We start from the raw sequence: 15965 nt of genomic DNA, 5'->3' as shown, positions 1-15965 counted from the left end.
ATATTTACTTACTACTAGTTAATCCAGTCATTGATTTTTGCTTTGAGCTTAATCATCGCCTGACCATGTATCTGACTCACACGCGATTCGCTTACATCGAGTATATGTCCAATCTCTTTTAAATTCATTTCATCATTATAATAAAGCGACAATACTAACCCATCTCGTTCAGGTAAAGATTGTATAGCTGTTAATAATGATTGATTAAAACGTTCATTTTTAACGTTATTAAAGGGCTTGTCTAGTGCTAAATCATGTCCCACTGGTGTGATAACATCTTCATCAATTCCCAAGTCTTCTATACCTAAAACCTTACTTGAATTTACATCACTAAGAATATGATGGTACTCATCTAGCGTAATATCAAGTTTTTCAGCAACTTCACTATCTTTAGGTTCTCGATTCAGGCTGCTTTCTAGCTCACTAATCGCTTCAGCAACTCTGCGGCTATTACGGTGCACTGAGCGAGGAGCCCAATCACCTCGGCGCATTTCATCCAGCATCGCACCACGAATACGAATGCCTGCAAAGGTTTCAAAGCTTGCACCTTTAGTCGCATCAAAGTTTTTTGATGCTTCAATTAACCCTATCATCCCCGATTGAATCAAATCATCGAGTTGCACACTCGCGGGTAAACGAGCGATCAAATGACAAGCCACTTTTTTAACTAAAGAAGCATGTCGCTCAACAATCACATTTAAATTTTGTGTCGATTGATATCCCATCGCTTTATTCACCGATGCCGTCATAGTTAGCCGTTTACTAATTTTTCTATGAAAAATTCTAAATGGCCAGATGGTTGATTAGGTATAGGCCATTTAACTGCTTTTGTCGCTAATGTTTTAAATGCAATTGCCGCTGGAGAATTTGGAAATAAATCAACAATTACTTTTTGACGACGAGTTGCTTTACGCATGTTTTCATCATAAGGGACTGTTGCAACCAATTCCATTGAGACATCCAAAAAGCGATCCGTTACTTTTGAGAGCTTAGCAAATAGTTCGTGGCCTTCACGCATACTGCGCACCATATTAGCAACTATTTTAAACTTATACACACCATGCTCACGACTCAACACTTTGATTAATGCATAAGCGTCGGTTATTGAGGTCGGTTCATCACATACTACTACCATGACATCTTGCGCTGCGCGCGAAAAACTTAATACCATGTCAGAGATACCAGCAGCAGTATCAACAATTAATATATCAAATTCGGTATTCAACTCACTAAAAGCACGAATTAATCCAGCATGTTCTGATGGAGAAAGTTCCACCATACTTTGTGAGCCTGACGTCGCTGGTACTATTTTAATTCCTGCAGGCCCTTCAACTAAAATTTCATCGAGCTCACATTCACCTGATAGTACATGAGATAGATTACGTTCAACCCGAAGCCCTAACATCACATCACAATTTGCTAAACCCAAATCGGCATCCAGAACTAACACTCGGTTTCCGAGCTGACCCAACGCAATCGCAGTGTTAAGTGAGACGTTAGTTTTCCCTACGCCACCTTTACCACCTGTTACAGCGATAACTTTAACGCCGTTATTATTGTTTTGACTCATTTTACGCAGGCCACTTGCTTGATCTAATACTGTGTTAATCATACATCCCTACTGTGCTTGACGCTACTGCTTGGCGTCGTGAATGTTGTGCTTTTGTTCTTTTTAAATACAATTGTTCTGCTTTTTTTACTAATTTCTCTGCATTGGCGACCCGAATGTCCTCTGGAACGCGCTGACCGTTAGTAAGATACCCTATTGGAAGGCGATTTTGAATCGCTATACTAATAATCTCACCTAAACTTAATGATTCGTCTAATTTAGTGAAAATACAGCCACTTAATTGTACCTTCTTAAAATGTCTTACGGTTTCTTGTAAAACATTAATTTGTGCGGTCGCACTGAGCACTAAATAATTGCGAATATCGACACGTTGATTACGCATTAATGTATTTAGCTGCTCAGTTAAACGTAAATCACGTTGGCTCATTCCCGCGGTATCTATTAATACTAGACGCTTATTTCGTAAATGATATAAAACTTCTGCTAATTCATTGGCATCTTTAACTTGTTTTACACCACAACCGATGATCCGGCCATAAGTAGCTAACTGTTCATAAGCGCCAATACGGTAAGTATCAGTGGTAATTAGCGCAACTTTATCTGCACCATATTTTTGTGCGCCAAGGGCTGCAAGTTTTGCCACGGTTGTAGTTTTACCTACCCCAGTAGGACCAACAAGTGCATATACCCCGCCTTGGCGAAGGATTTCGTTATTTGTAGTATGCATTTGGTTTTCAACCATTTGCAATAGTGCTTGCCAGGCTTGCTGACGTGACACATCGTCCGGAATAAAGCAGGCCATTTGCTCTGCAACTTCACTGTCGATACCCATTCCAACTAAACGATCGATCATGCATGCGCGAGTAGGATCGCGACGCGCTAAATCTTGTTGCATCAAACCCGATACCTGATACTCAAGTAATTGACGCATCGCAGCCATTTCATCACGCATAGCGGTGATTTCATCTGTTTTGGCTGCACTTTTTGTTGGCATCGGAGTATCTAAATCATCAAAACCACTTTCTAGATCATCATCAAAACCTAAGCTATGTGCTTGCGTTTGTGGACGCGGCGCAGTATCGCGACGAGCAAAATCACTATGCGCTTGTGGTTCATGGCGAGCTTGCTGTGCTTGATGTTGTTGCTGTGGTTGATACTGAGTAGATGTATCAATCCCTGACTGGCTAAACATAGACGCAAGCTCAGGTGAGCGTGGACGCGGTGATTGGCGCTCTAATAATGCTTGTAAGCTATCAGCTACCGCAGCTTGCGGCTCATGCTGCGCACGTTGTGGCGCAGGTTTAACAAAGTTAGCATTCGTTTGCGGTTGCGCCTTAGCAACATGTGGTTGTGCCGGTGCTTTCGGGGCTGCTTTTTCATAATCAACGGCGGCAACAATCTCTACCCCATTGGCTAATTTTTTATTTGACATGATTACAGCATCTACACCGAGTTCATCTTTAACTTCTTTCAGTGCGGTGCGCATATCTTTAGCAAAAAAACGTTTTATTTTCATGGTTCAACCCCTTTAAAATCCGATTATTGGCCTACTGAGCTGACAATCTTGATCTGTCTTTCGTCTGGTACCTCTTGATAAGACATCACTCGCAATCCTGGAATGGTGTACTTAACAAAACGAGATAACACAGTGCGTAACATTCCTGACGTTAGCAATATCGAAGGTTCACCGGCCATTTCTTGGTTTTGATGCGCTTCATTTAATGATTGTTGAAGTCGCTCTGCAAGTCCTGGCTCTATTCCGGCACCTTCGTCGCCTGCATTTTGTAGTGACTGATGCAACATCTGTTCCAACTCAGGCGCCAAGGTTATGACAGGGATTTCTGATGACATTCCAACCGCGTCTTGAACAATTAATCTGCGCAGTGAAATTCGCACTGCTGCGGTTAATACATCAGGATCTTGGCTTCGAGGGCCATACTCAACAAGGGTTTGTACAATTGAACGCATATCGCGAATAGCAACGCCTTCATTTAATAAATTTTGTAATACTTTAACAATTGCTGTTAGTGGTAAAATATCTGGCACTAGCCCTTCAACTAAACGAGGATGACTTTTTGCCAGCATATCTAATAGATTTTGCACTTCCTCGTGGCCGAGTAACAAGGCCGCGCTGTTAGTTAGTAACTGACTAATATGCGTTGCTACCACAGTCGCTGCATCAACCACGGTATAACCGAGTGATTGTGCTTCATCTTTTTGATCTGGTTTGATCCAAATAGCGTCTAGACCAAAGGCAGGATCTTTAGTAGCAATCCCTTTTATTGGACCAAATACTTGGCCAGGATTAATAGCCAACTCATCACCGTGCTTAAGCTCGCCCTCACCACTTGAAACACCCATCATGGTAATTCTGTATGCATTTGGGTCTAACTCTAAGTTATCGCGAATATGCACCGGTGGAATTAAAAAACCAAGTTCTTGAGATAACTTTTTACGTACTCCTTTAATTCGGTTTAATAATTCGCCACCTTGTGATTGATCAACTAATGGAATTAAGCGATAGCCAACTTCGAGGCCAATTACATCAACTTGTTGTACATCATCCCAACCTAGCTCTTTTTGCTCTTGCTTGTTAGCAACACCAGTGCCTGTTGCACCGCCATTGGCAGCTTCTGCTTCCTTAGCAGCCGCTTCTTTAAGCTTACTTTGCTGGGTGTAATACGCTAAATAACCAAGTAAAGCACCAAGGCTTAAAAAGGCAAAATGTGGCATACCCGGGACCAAACCCATCACGATTAAAATACCCGAAGCAATAAATAATGATTTTTCGTTACCGAGTTGTTTCTTAAATTGATCGCCCATATTGAGCGATTCATTTTGACGAGTAACAACAATTGCAGTGCCAATAGATAACAGTAATGATGGTAATTGTGCAACTAGACCATCACCAATGGTCAGTAAGGTATACACTTCCATTGCGTTACCAAAGCTTAAATCATGCTGGATCATACCAACAAACAAGCCGCCAACAATATTGATGATCAGTATCACTATACCAGCAATCGCATCACCTTTTACAAACTTACTCGCACCATCCATCGAGCCATAAAAGTCCGCTTCACGGGTGACTTCTTCACGGCGGTCTCGTGCTTGCTCTGCACTAATAAAACCCGCATTCAAGTCGGCATCAATGGCCATTTGTTTGCCTGGCATCGCATCTAAGGTAAAGCGTGCCGATACCTCAGAGATCCTGCCTGCGCCTTTGGTGATTACCACAAAGTTGATGATGATCAAAATCAAAAACACCACTAAACCAACTGCGTAGTTGCCACCAATTACCACTGAACCAAAAGCTTCGATTACTTTACCTGCGGAATCGCCACCGTTATGGCCTTCAAGCAGCACCACTTCGGTACTGGCAACATTTAGTGCCAAACGCATAATAGTTGCAATCAATAGTACTGCGGGAAACATCCCAAATTCAACAGGCTTCATGGTGTAAACTGTCACTAACAACACCACTAATGCTAAAGCTATATTAAACGAGAAAAGAATGTCGAGTAAAAATGGCGGTAACGGTAAAATCACCATGCCCAGCGCAGCGAGCACCAGCAAAGGTGTACCAACACCTTTTAAATACTCTTTTTTATCTTTATTAAGTTGTTGTAATACAGCTTTAAATTCCATAATTCTACAATTTCAAAAAATTGACACTAAACGGAATTTGCAATAACTATTCCAAGTTATTAATTACGAGCTTAAAAGAATACTGATTATTCAAATCAATACTTATAGGCATCTGGAATTGGGAGTGTTTTATTCAATTTTGTAGGGCGTTTACCACGGCCTTTTTGAAAGCGTTTAAGCTGAAATACATAAGCTAAAACTTGTGCGACTGCAGTAAATAGTTGGTCAGGGATTTGTTCTCCTACTTCGGCAGTATGATACAGTGCTCGAGTAAGCATGGGGGACTCTACAATGGGTACCTCGTTACCTATGGCTATTTTTCTAATTTGCATCGCCATCTCATCAACGCCTTTGGCAACTAATATAGGCGCGCCAGCGCGCTCTGTGTCGTACTTTAATGCCACAGAGTAATGAGTAGGGTTGGTAACAACTACATCGGCATCTGGCACATCCTGCATCATGCGTCGCTGCGACATTTGTCTTTGCGTTTGTCTTATACGCGCTTTAATTTGCGGATCACCTTCAGAATTTTTATATTCATCTTTGACTTCTTGTAGAGTCATTTTTAATTCTTTGTGATGTTTATGGCTTTGATATGGCGCATCAATCGCAGCAATAATGGTTAAGGTGCAGGTCAGCCCTAAAAACATCCATGCGAGTATCTCTAAGGCATGAATGATATTGCCCGGCGCACTTTCAATACTCAGATGAAGAATTTCATCAAAGAAGGTGTTGATCAAAAAAATGGCAAAGCCCGCCACGACCACAAACTTTAAAATCGATTTCACCAACTCGACGCCCGCTTGTGGACCTAACATCCGCTTTATACCTTTTGCTGGTGACATTTTACTGGCTTTGGGTGCTGCCGCCTCCCAACTAAAGTTAAAACCACCTAACAAGGTATTACCTATGATACCCGCCAACACAATAATAAACACGAACATCGCCATCGGAAATACTAGCGCATCGGCCACCGCTCCCCACACAGAAAACATTTTCGTAGTATCGTAGGTTTCATTGCGGTTCAAACTGAGCATGCGACCCATTATATTATACAGTCCCTTGCCAATCTCAGGTCCGTACATAAGTAATGAAATCGCTGAAAAAATAAGTACAAACATGGTGCCAAGCTCTTTTGAGCGCGCAACCTGGCCTTTCTTTTTCGCGTCGTCTACTTTTTTCCCCGTGGGTTCTTCGGTTTTTTCTTGACCTGAATCTTCAGCCATCACTCTCTCCTATGGGGAACAACCAACTAAAGTACACATTAACTCAATCATTTTTAGCCATTGAAATTCAAATTGAGTAACAAAGTTACCTAAGGTTGCCCAAATAATGACTAAACCTGCAACCAAGGTAAACGGAAAACCGATTGAAAAAATGTTTAACTGCGGTGCTGCACGGGTCATCACACCAAACGACATATTAATCACCAGCATAGCTGTTAAAGGCGCCAAAGATAACACCAAGGCGGTAGTAAACATCCAGCCGCCCCACGTCACTATGTCCCAATAATGATCAACCGCCCACCAATTACCGTCGATTGGTAGCACCTCAAAGCTATGCACTACCATTTGGATCATCATTAAATGGCCATTAAATACAAAGAATAATAGCGTGGCTAGAATCAAATAAAACTGCCCAACAGCAGGCACACTCATACCATTAGAAGGATCAACAACAGAGGCGAAACCAAGGCCAGTTTGCATTGCTAATATTTGCCCTGCTAACACAAAAGTATTCAACATCAGTACAGAAGCAAAACCTATCGCAACACCGATTAACATTTGTTGAATAACTACCAATATCATCTCAAAAGAGAATAAGTTATTAAATGTCGCAGGCGGAAGTACTGGTACAACTAAAAAAGTAATCATTACCGCTAGACCCATCTTGATCCGCGTAGGCACATTTTTAGCACCCAGCCCCGCCATGATCATAATCATCGAGCTGATCCGTACTAGTGGTAACAAAAAATCACTCAGCCACTGAATAATAACCGAAAATGGGAATTCCATACTAGCCTGCAATTTCAGGAATAATTAACACTATTCGACTAAAAAAATCCATTAACTCTTGCGTTAACCAATGCCCTCCAACAATCAAGGCGCTGATAGTAATTAATAGCCGCGGCAAAAAGCTTAATGTTTGTTCATTGATTGACGTTGCGGCCTGAAATACAGCTACAACTAAACCCACTAATAAACCTGGTACCACAATTGCCGATACTAATTTAATAACTAAAAATAATGCATTACTGAGAATATCGACGAAGATTTCTGGTTCCATGGTGCCCCCTAGCCTTTGTAGGCAAAGTATTGTATTGCCATATCAAGTGCCTAAGCCAAAACTTTTAGCTAAAGTCCCCATCACTAAACTCCAGCCATCAACAAGTACAAACAACATAATTTTAAACGGCATAGACACAATCATCGGCGAGAGCATCATCATACCCATGGCCATCAAGACTGAAGCCACAACTAAATCGACTATCAAAAATGGAATAAAGAACATAAAACCAATAATAAATGCAGTTTGTAATTCGCTGGTTATAAATGCGGGGATTAATACAATTAATGGCGTTGCTTCAGGAGAATCTAACTTATCATACCCAGCAATTTTAGCGAAGGTTTCTAAATCTTTTATGCGCACCTGTGAGAGCATGAATTCCTTCATCGGCTCTTTGGCAAGTTCAAGCGCTTGAATCGAGGTCACCTGCTCATTTAAATATGGCTCAATAGCTTGCTGATTCACTTTTTGATAAACCGGCGTCATTATAAAAATACTTAGAAATAGCGACATACCTAACAATATTTGATTGGATGGTGTTTGTTGCAAACCAATTGCTTGGCGTAAAATAGCCAGTACTACGATTATGCGAGTAAATGAGGTCATCATGATCACCGCTGCAGGTATAAAGCTTAGCGCGGTCATAATAGCCAGTACTTGCAAGGTTACAGAGTAATCTTGTGAACCGTCTGGATTAGTCGTAATACTTAACGCTTCAATGCCTTCGGCGTTAACTGTGGGGATAAAAACTAATGCAAAAAGTATAAGCAGCCACTTAGTCATATTATTAATTCTTTTTAATGTGGTTAGTTTGTGGGTTTAAGAGTTTACCAAAACGTTGTGCAAGGGCTGGCAACTCTTTTTCTGTCAATGGAGTCTCTAATTTATGCAGGTAGTTAATACTGTGCGGGGTTACGCCTAGTAAGTGCTGACAATTATCAATTTCGACGACCATTAATCGCTCTCGCGCACTTAACGGTAAACTACGCACCACTTTAAATTCGTCGGTATTTGCTAAATTGGGGTTTAGTTTTTTAACCAAAAATGCCAGTACCACAATCAGTACTAGCACCATGATTAAAGACATTACCATTGAGAGTAAGTCGCCCATTGGTGTCGCTGCAGGCAGCGCTGAGCTTGCTGCAGTCGATAAAAAAGCCAACTGCTCATCGCAGCTTCTTGATCCGTTCAACTTGGCTGATCACGTCAGTCAGGCGGATACCAAATTTATCATTAACTACGACCACTTCACCATGCGCTATCAATGTACCATTAACTAATACATCCAATGGCTCACCGGCAACACGATCAAGCTCAACAACTGAACCTTGGTTAAGCTGAAGTAAGTTACGAATATTAATTTTTGAACGCCCGACTTCCATCGAAATAGTCACGGGGATATCTAAAATTGTATCGAGTTTGCGTTTTTCTTCGCCACTCATTTCATGTCTAGCATCACTTAACTCGTCAAGTTCAGTTACTTTGGCACCATCAGAACTATCGGTCCCTTCGGCTTCGGCTAAAGCAGCCGCCCATTCGTCCATTGTATCTTGGTCATCACTCATACTATTAAACCTTTTTATTCTCTTACCAGTCTAAATCTACGCCTTCGGAAAGGTGTAGATCATCTTCTAGTTCTGCTAATTCCGCATCTGAATCAAGCTTTTTGCCACCTTTTGTAAAGACATGCAACTCTGATTTGACTGATTCAGGACGTTTAATTTTTTCACTAATTTGCAGCGCGACGTTATCACGAGAGCGACCCATTTTAGCCCTAAAGGTTGGCAGCTCTTCGACAAACACCGTTATGTGCTCTGGCATCTCAACAGGAATAATATCCCCAGCCTTAAGCTCCATAATTTGCGCTAAGGTTAAATCAACTTCAAGCAGTTGTGTTGATATTCCAACTTCAACATCCATAATCTCATCACGTAAGGCTTTGCTCCAACGTAAATCGGTATCTTCAGTATCTGATTGCACACCAGCATCGAGTAATTCACGAATAGGTTCAAGCATTGAATACGGCAATGCGATATGGAAATCCCCGCCACCGCCATCCAGCTCAATATGGAATGAACTGATCACCACCACCTCGGTGGGACTGACGATATTAGCCATTGCCGGATTAACTTCTGAATCAAGATATTCAAAAGACACATCCATTACCGGCGCCCATGCTTCTTTGTAATCTTCAAAGATTATTTTTAATAGCATTTGTACAATACGGCGCTCAGTAGGTGTAAATTCACGACCTTCTATTTTCGCATGATAGCGACCATCGCCGCCAAAGAAGTTATCAACCAGGATGAACACTAACCGTGCTTCCATAGTGATTAACCCAGTACCTTTAAGAGGACGAAAGCGCACCATATTAAGACTGGTAGGAACAAATAAAGTGTGGATATACTCACCAAACTTTATCATTTGTACGCCATTGATAGAAACTTCAGCAGTACGGCGCATCATATTAAATAAGCTAATGCGCATGTGTCGAGCAAATCGTTCGTTCACAATCTCCAGAGTCGGCATGCGACCACGAACAATACGATCTTGTGAAGAAAAATCGTATTGCAACGTATTACCGCTACCATCATCACCGTCCTGTAGATCCTCCTCTTCGACTTCATCGACACCATGCAACAGGGCATCGATTTCATCTTGGGATAATAAATCACTCACGCTGACCCCTTATTGCATTACAAAGCCGGTAAACAACACCCGCTCAATTACTTTACTACCCTCTACATCAGTTAACGCGGCTTGTACTTTATCAAGCGCTGCTACTCGTAGGGTTTCTTTGCCTTCGCTAGTACCAAGCTCATCTGCGGTGGTGGTTGAAAACACACCAAGCAATGTGCCTTCAATAAGTGGAATATGCTTTTTAGCCGTTTCTTCATTCACATCACCGCGCACTAGTAATTGCACTTTTATTTGCACAATGCGATCACGACTGGCACCAGGTACGTTAAAAATAAAAGGTCGAGGCATCGCAACATATAAGGCACTGCCAACCTTTGCACCACTACCACTTACATCTGCAGTTTCAGTTGCTGATGCAACAGATTCATCCGCAAGTGTTTCAGGAGCAGCGTCGGAGCCAGACATCAAGAAAAAGCCAGCTGCACCACCAATTACCAATACCACAGCAATAATAATTATAATCAGCTTTTTTTTACTTTTACTACCGTCTTCAATTTCTAAGTTTGCTTCTTCAGCCATGCTGCTTTCCTTTATGCCTTAATAATAGCGATATTACGAGTGTCACCGCGCACCATCAAGTTATTTATTTTTATAGTCTTATACCTCATATAATAGCAGGTGTTAGGCATAGTAATCTATTGATGATGAAGATTGTTGCCCAGAGCCTCGAATTGGTTGCTGAGTTAATGCACTTTCCTCTTCATTTTGTTGCTGATTTGCCTGTTGACCACGACCATTTTGTTGTCCGTCACCACCAGTATCACTTTGACTATTTCCCTGCTGGATACTGCTTTCACCCAGTTCAATTCCCTGCTGTGCTAACATTTCTCGTAATCTCGGCATTGATTGCTCAAGAGCTTCTTTGGCTTGCTGATTTTGTACCACAAAGTTAATTTGAGCTTGTTCTGCATCGCTACGAATACGAATTTGCATACTACCCATTTCTGGCGGATCAAGACGTATTTCAGCTTCTTTATTATTGATACTTAGTAATGCACTCACTCGTTCTTGTAGTAATTTGGCTGCATCACTTTTCATGATATTCAATGCTTGTAACGCAGTTGGATCAAGATTTATTTGTCTTGTCTGTGATGTAGGGCTCGCTTGCTGGGCATGCATTACTTGCATATCTGCCAAAGCTTGTTGATAGCTTTGCTCACTTCCTTCTACAGCCGAGGCTGTCGTAACCGCAGTGGTTAATCCGGTGAGCTGGCCAAACAATTGATTTACACGTGTCAATGTGTTGTCGCGCACAGGGCTTTGCTCTGCTTTAATATTTTCAGCAAGTTGCTCACTTTTTAGAACATTATCTTGCACTGCCAGTTTCACTTCTTGCTCTTTGCTCGCGGCCTTTATAAGTGCATCTTGTGGCGCAGATACTTTATTTGTATCTGATTTAGCGGTGTTGCTATTGGTTGTTGTAGTGCTTACTAAATTATCTGTCATTGACTGAACCGTCAATTGAGCTTTTGACTCAGTCTTTTTTTCAATACTCTCTGGCTGAGCTAATTCTGCAATAGCCGTATTGATCTGAGTTAATAAAGCCCCCTTAGGCTGCTCAGTGCTCACAAAATTTTGTAATTGCTGGCTCAATGCCTGCTTTTGTACAGGACTCAACAGCGAAATATCTTTACTTAGTTGGGTTAGCTCTGCCGTGTTCATTGTCGCAACTGCCGTGGTAGGTTTTGCAACTTCTTTACTATTAAGCTCTACAAATTCAGCCAGCATTTTTTTTAAGTCAGTTACGTTAGCCGGTGATGGATCTTGCTGACGAATGACATCAACTTGATTTTGTAGCTGTTTTTGCTGCTCTGGTGTTAAGCTCGCCAACAATGGGTGTTCATTTTTTTGTACTGTAGTTGGTGAGTTAAGCAATACCTTACTGATTTGCTCTAATACAGCACTGTTACTATGCTTTGCCTGTGTAGCTGCTTTTTCAGCTACATCAGTTTGAGAGCCAATCGTAGTGGTTGATTCCACACCTTTAACTACTGGTTCTGCCTTTGAAGCAACGTCCATTGCTACTGCAGTAGCACTTGTGGTTGCTTGTTTGGCGTTAGCAGTAACGTTAGCTACAGTTGCGTGCGCATCTGCAGTTAACGCTGCACTCTGTTGAGGTTTTTCTTGCTGAGCAATCCTTGTGTCCGAATCTTTAACTAATACTTCACTTTCTTGTGGTTTAACTTGTTGAGCAAGCGTTACGTCCAAACCTTTAGCTAATACTTCACTGTTTTGTGGCTTACCTTTGCTTGTATTTTCAGCAATATTTATTTGAGCTGTTTCATTGCCAACTTCCCCACTCTTTAAGGTAGCTGCAACTTGTTGGTTTGTTGGCTGCATTGTCATCGCTTTATTTTGCGATATCTCTTTTGCCACTTGAATATCATCAATAATAGGAGTCACAGCATCATCAGGAGGGGTGTTTCCCTTCAGTTGAAGCTGTTTATCAATCGCCTCTGCCAGCACCGTTTTTTCAGTAAGTAGCGTTGGTTTTAGTTGTTTATCGACTAGTTGTGCAATAGGATCATCAGTGGCAGGAGTGTCTGTATCAATAATAGGCGTAACATCATCAATTGGACGAGGTCCAGTGACTTTAATAAGCTTCGGATCTATTTTTTCTTCACTGTATTTACCCAACGTTGAAAGTAATGAGGCATTTGCAACAGTTGGCGTATTATTTACCCGAGTGTCCATATTGTTGGCTGCCGTGATCTGAGCAAGCATTGCATCACCAGACATAGCATCACCTGACATCGTTTTCTCATCACTGCTGTCAGTGGGCGTTTTTTGCGCTTTTTCAGCAGCAACTTCGGCTTCACTTGCAGCTGACACAGCGCCAGATGAGTTAACTTTCATGGGTGTTTCTGCAGCATTATTAGCGTTTTGTAACTCACTAAAGAAATCACTATCGGTGCTTTCTTTACCTGTTGCCGCACTGCCTTTGGCACTGTCTTTTTTATTTAACTGAACATCCTGCTCAGTTGAGATAAATACTGAAAGATCACTAATAGCCATAATTCACCTAGATTAAAAGTGGCAATTTGCCGCCGCAGTTTGCCAGAATAAATACTTCATACGTTAAACAAGCAAATAATATGCCTAAGCTAATTTTAATAAATAAATAATGCTGTTTTGGGCGATGACTATAGAGCGCGACGTCTTTGATAAAATTGATTTGCAGAAAATTCATCAAGCATTTTTTGTTCATTTTTTTGTGCGATTACATTCGCTTTAAGCTGCTGTTTTTCTATTAATTTAGCAACGGCTTTAGCTTTAATCTGCTGTTTCAGCCATAAACTTTGTCGTTGTGAAACAACTTGTTTAGCAGTACTGACGGTATTGGCTTGTTGACGAATAGCTTCTTCTATTTTGGCTATAAAAGCATGGTATTGACTAAACCCTGCACTACTTAAACCAGACTTTCCTTTTAAATGTAATTGCTGAGTATACTCCAAACGAAAGTTATTCAAGCCTTGCAATTTTTGTTGATTGCCTTGCAAGTTTTGCTGCGCTTGTAAATAATTTATCCGTAAAGTTTCTTCTTTATCATTTTCTATTTTCAGCAATAGATTGAGCTTATTTGTTGCCATTATGCTTGTCCTAATAATTGCGCAAGCCCTTGTAGGCCATCGTCATAGCTAATCACATCTTTCATGCCTTGTTGTAGAAATGCATTCACTCTTGGCATCATATTAATGGCCTGATCAAGCATTTGGTCGGTGCCTTTTTGATAAGCACCTAAAGTAATCATATCTTTATTTTGCTGGAACATTGAATACACTTGTTTTAACACTCGCGCTTGTTGCATGTGTGCTTCTGAGACAACTTGTGGCATCACCCGTGAAATCGATTTTTCTATATCAATAGCAGGATAATGACCACTGTCAGCGAGCTCTCTGGATAACACGATATGACCGTCTAAAATGGCTCTCGCCGCATCAGCAATCGGATCTTGCATATCATCCCCTTCACTCAGTACAGTAAAAAACGCTGTGATAGAGCCTTGCCCTTCGCCGCCATTACCAGCACGTTCCACCAGCGCGGGTAGCTTTGCAAATACTGAGGGCGGATAACCTTTAGTCGCCGGTGGTTCACCAACCGCAAGCGCTATTTCGCGCTGAGCCATGGCATAACGCGTTACAGAATCCAGTAGCAATAAAACATTTAAGCCTTGATCGCGAAAGTACTCCGCGATAGTTACCGCACTTTCACAACCTTTTAATCGCATTAATGGCGATGCATCGGCGGGAGCAGCAACTACGACAGAACGCTTACGCCCTTCCACACCGAGTATTTCTTCGATAAATTCTTTTACTTCGCGGCCACGCTCCCCCACTAAACCAACAACTATTACATCAGCTTCTGAGCCTCGGGTCATCATACCCAGTAATACCGACTTACCCACGCCTGAGCCTGCAAATAGCCCCATGCGCTGGCCTTGGCCAACAGTTATCACTGAATTAATAGCGCGTACGCCAACATCCATCGGCTGCGTAATTGGTCGTCGAGATAATGGGTTAATGGAATTTTGTGCAAATTTTAAGTAATGCTCTGCTTTAATAGCTCCAAGCCCATCCAACGGACGCCCTAAGCCATCAACAACACGACCAAGTAAACACATACCAACAGGCAGTCCGGTATCATTTACTTGTGGGATCACTCGCGCTCCAGGTAGTACACCAGAAATATGGTCATTTGGCATCAAGTAAAGCGTCTGATCATTAAAACCAACAATTTCAGCATCAACAAAACCATGCATGGTTTCAATTTTACATTGGCTGCCAACTGGCGCGCGTAATCCTTTCGCCTCTAATGTTAACCCTACAACACGGGTTAAAATTCCCGCAACAGCAGGCGTTGGACTATGAATATGTTTTTGATACTGTTGTAAACGTTCACTTAATGGGCGTGGTTGAGAACTCATTGCAAACCAAAAATAGCGTTAGATACCACTACTATGCAAAAAACTATCCAACGTTTCTTTGACGCGGGTTTTTATAGTCATATCAATAGATGACTGAGGTGTTTTTACTTGGCAACCGCCGCGATCTAAAGTCGGCTCTGCAACTAACTGCCAATGGTTTTCAGCTAGTGCAGCTTCACCATAACTATTTTTAACCAGTTCAATGTCTTCAGGATGTAAATGAATACGCACACTTTGCTGCTCATTGGCTAACGCATCGATACACTGCTTTAAACTTTGCAAAATGATTTCAGGGGAGGTTTTAATTTCTTGATAAACTAACGCTTCGGTTAGCATTACGGTTAACTGTACAAGTTGCTTTTCGGCGTCATCATCGACTTTAGCTAATGGCGCTGACAAACTATCCAACAATACTTTTAGACCCGTTAGTTGTTCTTCAATCAGTGGTTTTACTTCTTCTTGACCTTGTGTTTTACCAAGCTCAATGCCTTCTTTATAACCGGCTTCTTTTCCCTCACCTACGCCTTTTTCAAAACCATCAATATAACCCTGCTCGTGGCCTTGTTTTAAGCCTTCTTCGTAGGCATCTTGACGAATTCGTTCCAGCTCAGCCATCGTTAACGAGGGCAGCTCAGGCTCTTCGGGCTCTAGTGCTTGTTCACTTTCTTCAAGCTCTTTACGATATAAATCGGCCAGCGGTGTACCAAACGCCGTTGAACGACCATCGAATTTTCGAGTGTCTTGCGTAACATCTGGAATTGGCCAGTTTTCTAATAATTCATCAACTGCTTCACTGGCACGTAAAGGACGACCTTGATATTGAGTAGGTTTGCTCAT

Annotated in this window: 16 protein-coding genes; all 16 read right to left on the bottom strand. The window is 41.7% G+C overall.

All coding sequences use genetic code 11. From position 1 onward, the window contains the following. Positions 1 to 14: 14 nt before the first annotated feature. The 16 genes from P4S61_RS14495 to fliH all read right to left on the bottom strand — a co-directional run bounded on the left by P4S61_RS14495 (position 15) and on the right by fliH (position 15965). Entirely contained in the window at positions 15 to 725 is a 711-nt protein-coding gene (locus P4S61_RS14495; protein WP_145239602.1) for an RNA polymerase sigma factor FliA, read from the bottom strand. A 26-nt stretch (positions 726 to 751) separates the two neighbouring features. Continuing rightward, a complete protein-coding gene (locus P4S61_RS14490) occupies positions 752 to 1612 on the bottom strand; it encodes a MinD/ParA family ATP-binding protein (protein WP_145239360.1) in 861 nt (286 codons plus the stop codon). After that, the gene (gene flhF, locus P4S61_RS14485; RefSeq protein WP_182759892.1) at positions 1605 to 3086 is read right to left on the bottom strand and encodes a flagellar biosynthesis protein FlhF; all 1482 of its coding nucleotides are present in this window, start codon (positions 3084 to 3086) and stop codon (positions 1605 to 1607) included. Before flhF ends, P4S61_RS14490 begins: the two co-directional genes overlap by 8 nt. A 23-nt stretch (positions 3087 to 3109) precedes the next feature. Further along, positions 3110 to 5218 (bottom strand): flagellar biosynthesis protein FlhA, encoded by a 2109-nt coding sequence (gene flhA, locus P4S61_RS14480; RefSeq protein ID WP_337118530.1) that lies wholly within the window; start codon positions 5216 to 5218, stop codon positions 3110 to 3112. A gap of 95 nt (positions 5219 to 5313) precedes the next feature. Further along, complete coding sequence (flhB, locus tag P4S61_RS14475; RefSeq protein WP_145239369.1) at positions 5314 to 6444, bottom strand: flagellar biosynthesis protein FlhB; 1131 nt, start codon at positions 6442 to 6444, stop codon at positions 5314 to 5316. Positions 6445 to 6453: 9 nt separating this feature from the next. Beyond that, positions 6454 to 7233: a flagellar biosynthetic protein FliR gene (fliR, locus tag P4S61_RS14470; RefSeq protein ID WP_145239372.1), complete on the bottom strand. Its 780-nt coding sequence runs from the start codon at positions 7231 to 7233 to the stop codon at positions 6454 to 6456. Position 7234: 1 nt separating this feature from the next. Then, on the bottom strand, positions 7235 to 7504 hold the full coding sequence (gene fliQ, locus P4S61_RS14465; RefSeq protein ID WP_145239376.1) for a flagellar biosynthesis protein FliQ: 270 nt from the start codon (positions 7502 to 7504) through the stop codon (positions 7235 to 7237). 42 nt (positions 7505 to 7546) lie between these two features. Beyond that, positions 7547 to 8287: a flagellar type III secretion system pore protein FliP gene (gene fliP, locus P4S61_RS14460; protein ID WP_145239379.1), complete on the bottom strand. Its 741-nt coding sequence runs from the start codon at positions 8285 to 8287 to the stop codon at positions 7547 to 7549. A gap of 4 nt (positions 8288 to 8291) precedes the next feature. Further along, the gene (fliO, locus tag P4S61_RS14455; protein WP_337118918.1) at positions 8292 to 8615 is read right to left on the bottom strand and encodes a flagellar biosynthetic protein FliO; all 324 of its coding nucleotides are present in this window, start codon (positions 8613 to 8615) and stop codon (positions 8292 to 8294) included. Positions 8616 to 8670: 55 nt separating this feature from the next. After that, complete coding sequence (fliN, locus tag P4S61_RS14450; RefSeq protein ID WP_145239385.1) at positions 8671 to 9069, bottom strand: flagellar motor switch protein FliN; 399 nt, start codon at positions 9067 to 9069, stop codon at positions 8671 to 8673. A 22-nt stretch (positions 9070 to 9091) separates the two neighbouring features. Beyond that, the gene (fliM, locus tag P4S61_RS14445; RefSeq protein ID WP_145239389.1) at positions 9092 to 10183 is read right to left on the bottom strand and encodes a flagellar motor switch protein FliM; all 1092 of its coding nucleotides are present in this window, start codon (positions 10181 to 10183) and stop codon (positions 9092 to 9094) included. Positions 10184 to 10192: 9 nt separating this feature from the next. Further along, a complete protein-coding gene (gene fliL / locus P4S61_RS14440; RefSeq protein WP_145239392.1) occupies positions 10193 to 10723 on the bottom strand; it encodes a flagellar basal body-associated protein FliL in 531 nt (176 codons plus the stop codon). A gap of 102 nt (positions 10724 to 10825) precedes the next feature. Beyond that, entirely contained in the window at positions 10826 to 13219 is a 2394-nt protein-coding gene (locus tag P4S61_RS14435; RefSeq protein WP_337118528.1) for a flagellar hook-length control protein FliK, read from the bottom strand. A 128-nt stretch (positions 13220 to 13347) separates the two neighbouring features. Continuing rightward, positions 13348 to 13794: a flagellar export protein FliJ gene (gene fliJ, locus P4S61_RS14430; protein WP_145239397.1), complete on the bottom strand. Its 447-nt coding sequence runs from the start codon at positions 13792 to 13794 to the stop codon at positions 13348 to 13350. Then, positions 13794 to 15128, bottom strand: a complete 1335-nt coding sequence (gene fliI, locus P4S61_RS14425; RefSeq protein ID WP_145239400.1) for a flagellar protein export ATPase FliI — start codon at positions 15126 to 15128, stop codon at positions 13794 to 13796. The genes fliJ and fliI overlap by 1 nt, the downstream gene beginning before the upstream one ends. 18 nt (positions 15129 to 15146) lie before the next feature. After that, positions 15147 to 15965, bottom strand: coding sequence for a flagellar assembly protein FliH (fliH, locus tag P4S61_RS14420; RefSeq protein WP_182758310.1), 819 nt, complete (start codon positions 15963 to 15965; stop codon positions 15147 to 15149).

The organism is Pseudoalteromonas sp. B160, assembly GCF_037162485.1.
Taxonomy (GTDB): Bacteria; Pseudomonadota; Gammaproteobacteria; order Enterobacterales; family Alteromonadaceae; genus Pseudoalteromonas; species Pseudoalteromonas rhizosphaerae.
The sequence above is the reverse complement of the archived record's forward strand: the minus strand, read 5'-3'. Positions and strand labels throughout refer to the sequence as shown.

Bases quoted from the DNA above. Each gene is read 5' to 3' on its own strand.
- fliI (WP_145239400.1), bottom strand. From the start codon at position 15,128: ATGAGTTCTCAACCACGCCCATTAAGTGAACGTTTACAACAGTATCAA.
- fliL (WP_145239392.1), bottom strand. From the start codon at position 10,723: ATGGCTGAAGAAGCAAACTTAGAAATTGAAGACGGTAGTAAAAGTAAA.
- flhB (WP_145239369.1), bottom strand. From the start codon at position 6,444: ATGGCTGAAGATTCAGGTCAAGAAAAAACCGAAGAACCCACGGGGAAA.
- flhA (WP_337118530.1), bottom strand. From the start codon at position 5,218: ATGGAATTTAAAGCTGTATTACAACAACTTAATAAAGATAAAAAAGAG.
- fliN (WP_145239385.1), bottom strand. From the start codon at position 9,069: ATGAGTGATGACCAAGATACAATGGACGAATGGGCGGCTGCTTTAGCC.
- fliO (WP_337118918.1), bottom strand. From the start codon at position 8,615: ATGGGCGACTTACTCTCAATGGTAATGTCTTTAATCATGGTGCTAGTA.
- fliH (WP_182758310.1), bottom strand. From the start codon at position 15,965: ATGAGCAAACCTACTCAATATCAAGGTCGTCCTTTACGTGCCAGTGAA.
- P4S61_RS14435 (WP_337118528.1), bottom strand. From the start codon at position 13,219: ATGGCTATTAGTGATCTTTCAGTATTTATCTCAACTGAGCAGGATGTT.
- fliJ (WP_145239397.1), bottom strand. From the start codon at position 13,794: ATGGCAACAAATAAGCTCAATCTATTGCTGAAAATAGAAAATGATAAA.
- fliQ (WP_145239376.1), bottom strand. From the start codon at position 7,504: ATGGAACCAGAAATCTTCGTCGATATTCTCAGTAATGCATTATTTTTA.
- fliR (WP_145239372.1), bottom strand. From the start codon at position 7,233: ATGGAATTCCCATTTTCGGTTATTATTCAGTGGCTGAGTGATTTTTTG.
- P4S61_RS14495 (WP_145239602.1), bottom strand. From the start codon at position 725: ATGGGATATCAATCGACACAAAATTTAAATGTGATTGTTGAGCGACAT.
- P4S61_RS14490 (WP_145239360.1), bottom strand. From the start codon at position 1,612: ATGATTAACACAGTATTAGATCAAGCAAGTGGCCTGCGTAAAATGAGT.
- fliP (WP_145239379.1), bottom strand. From the start codon at position 8,287: ATGACTAAGTGGCTGCTTATACTTTTTGCATTAGTTTTTATCCCCACA.
- flhF (WP_182759892.1), bottom strand. From the start codon at position 3,086: ATGAAAATAAAACGTTTTTTTGCTAAAGATATGCGCACCGCACTGAAA.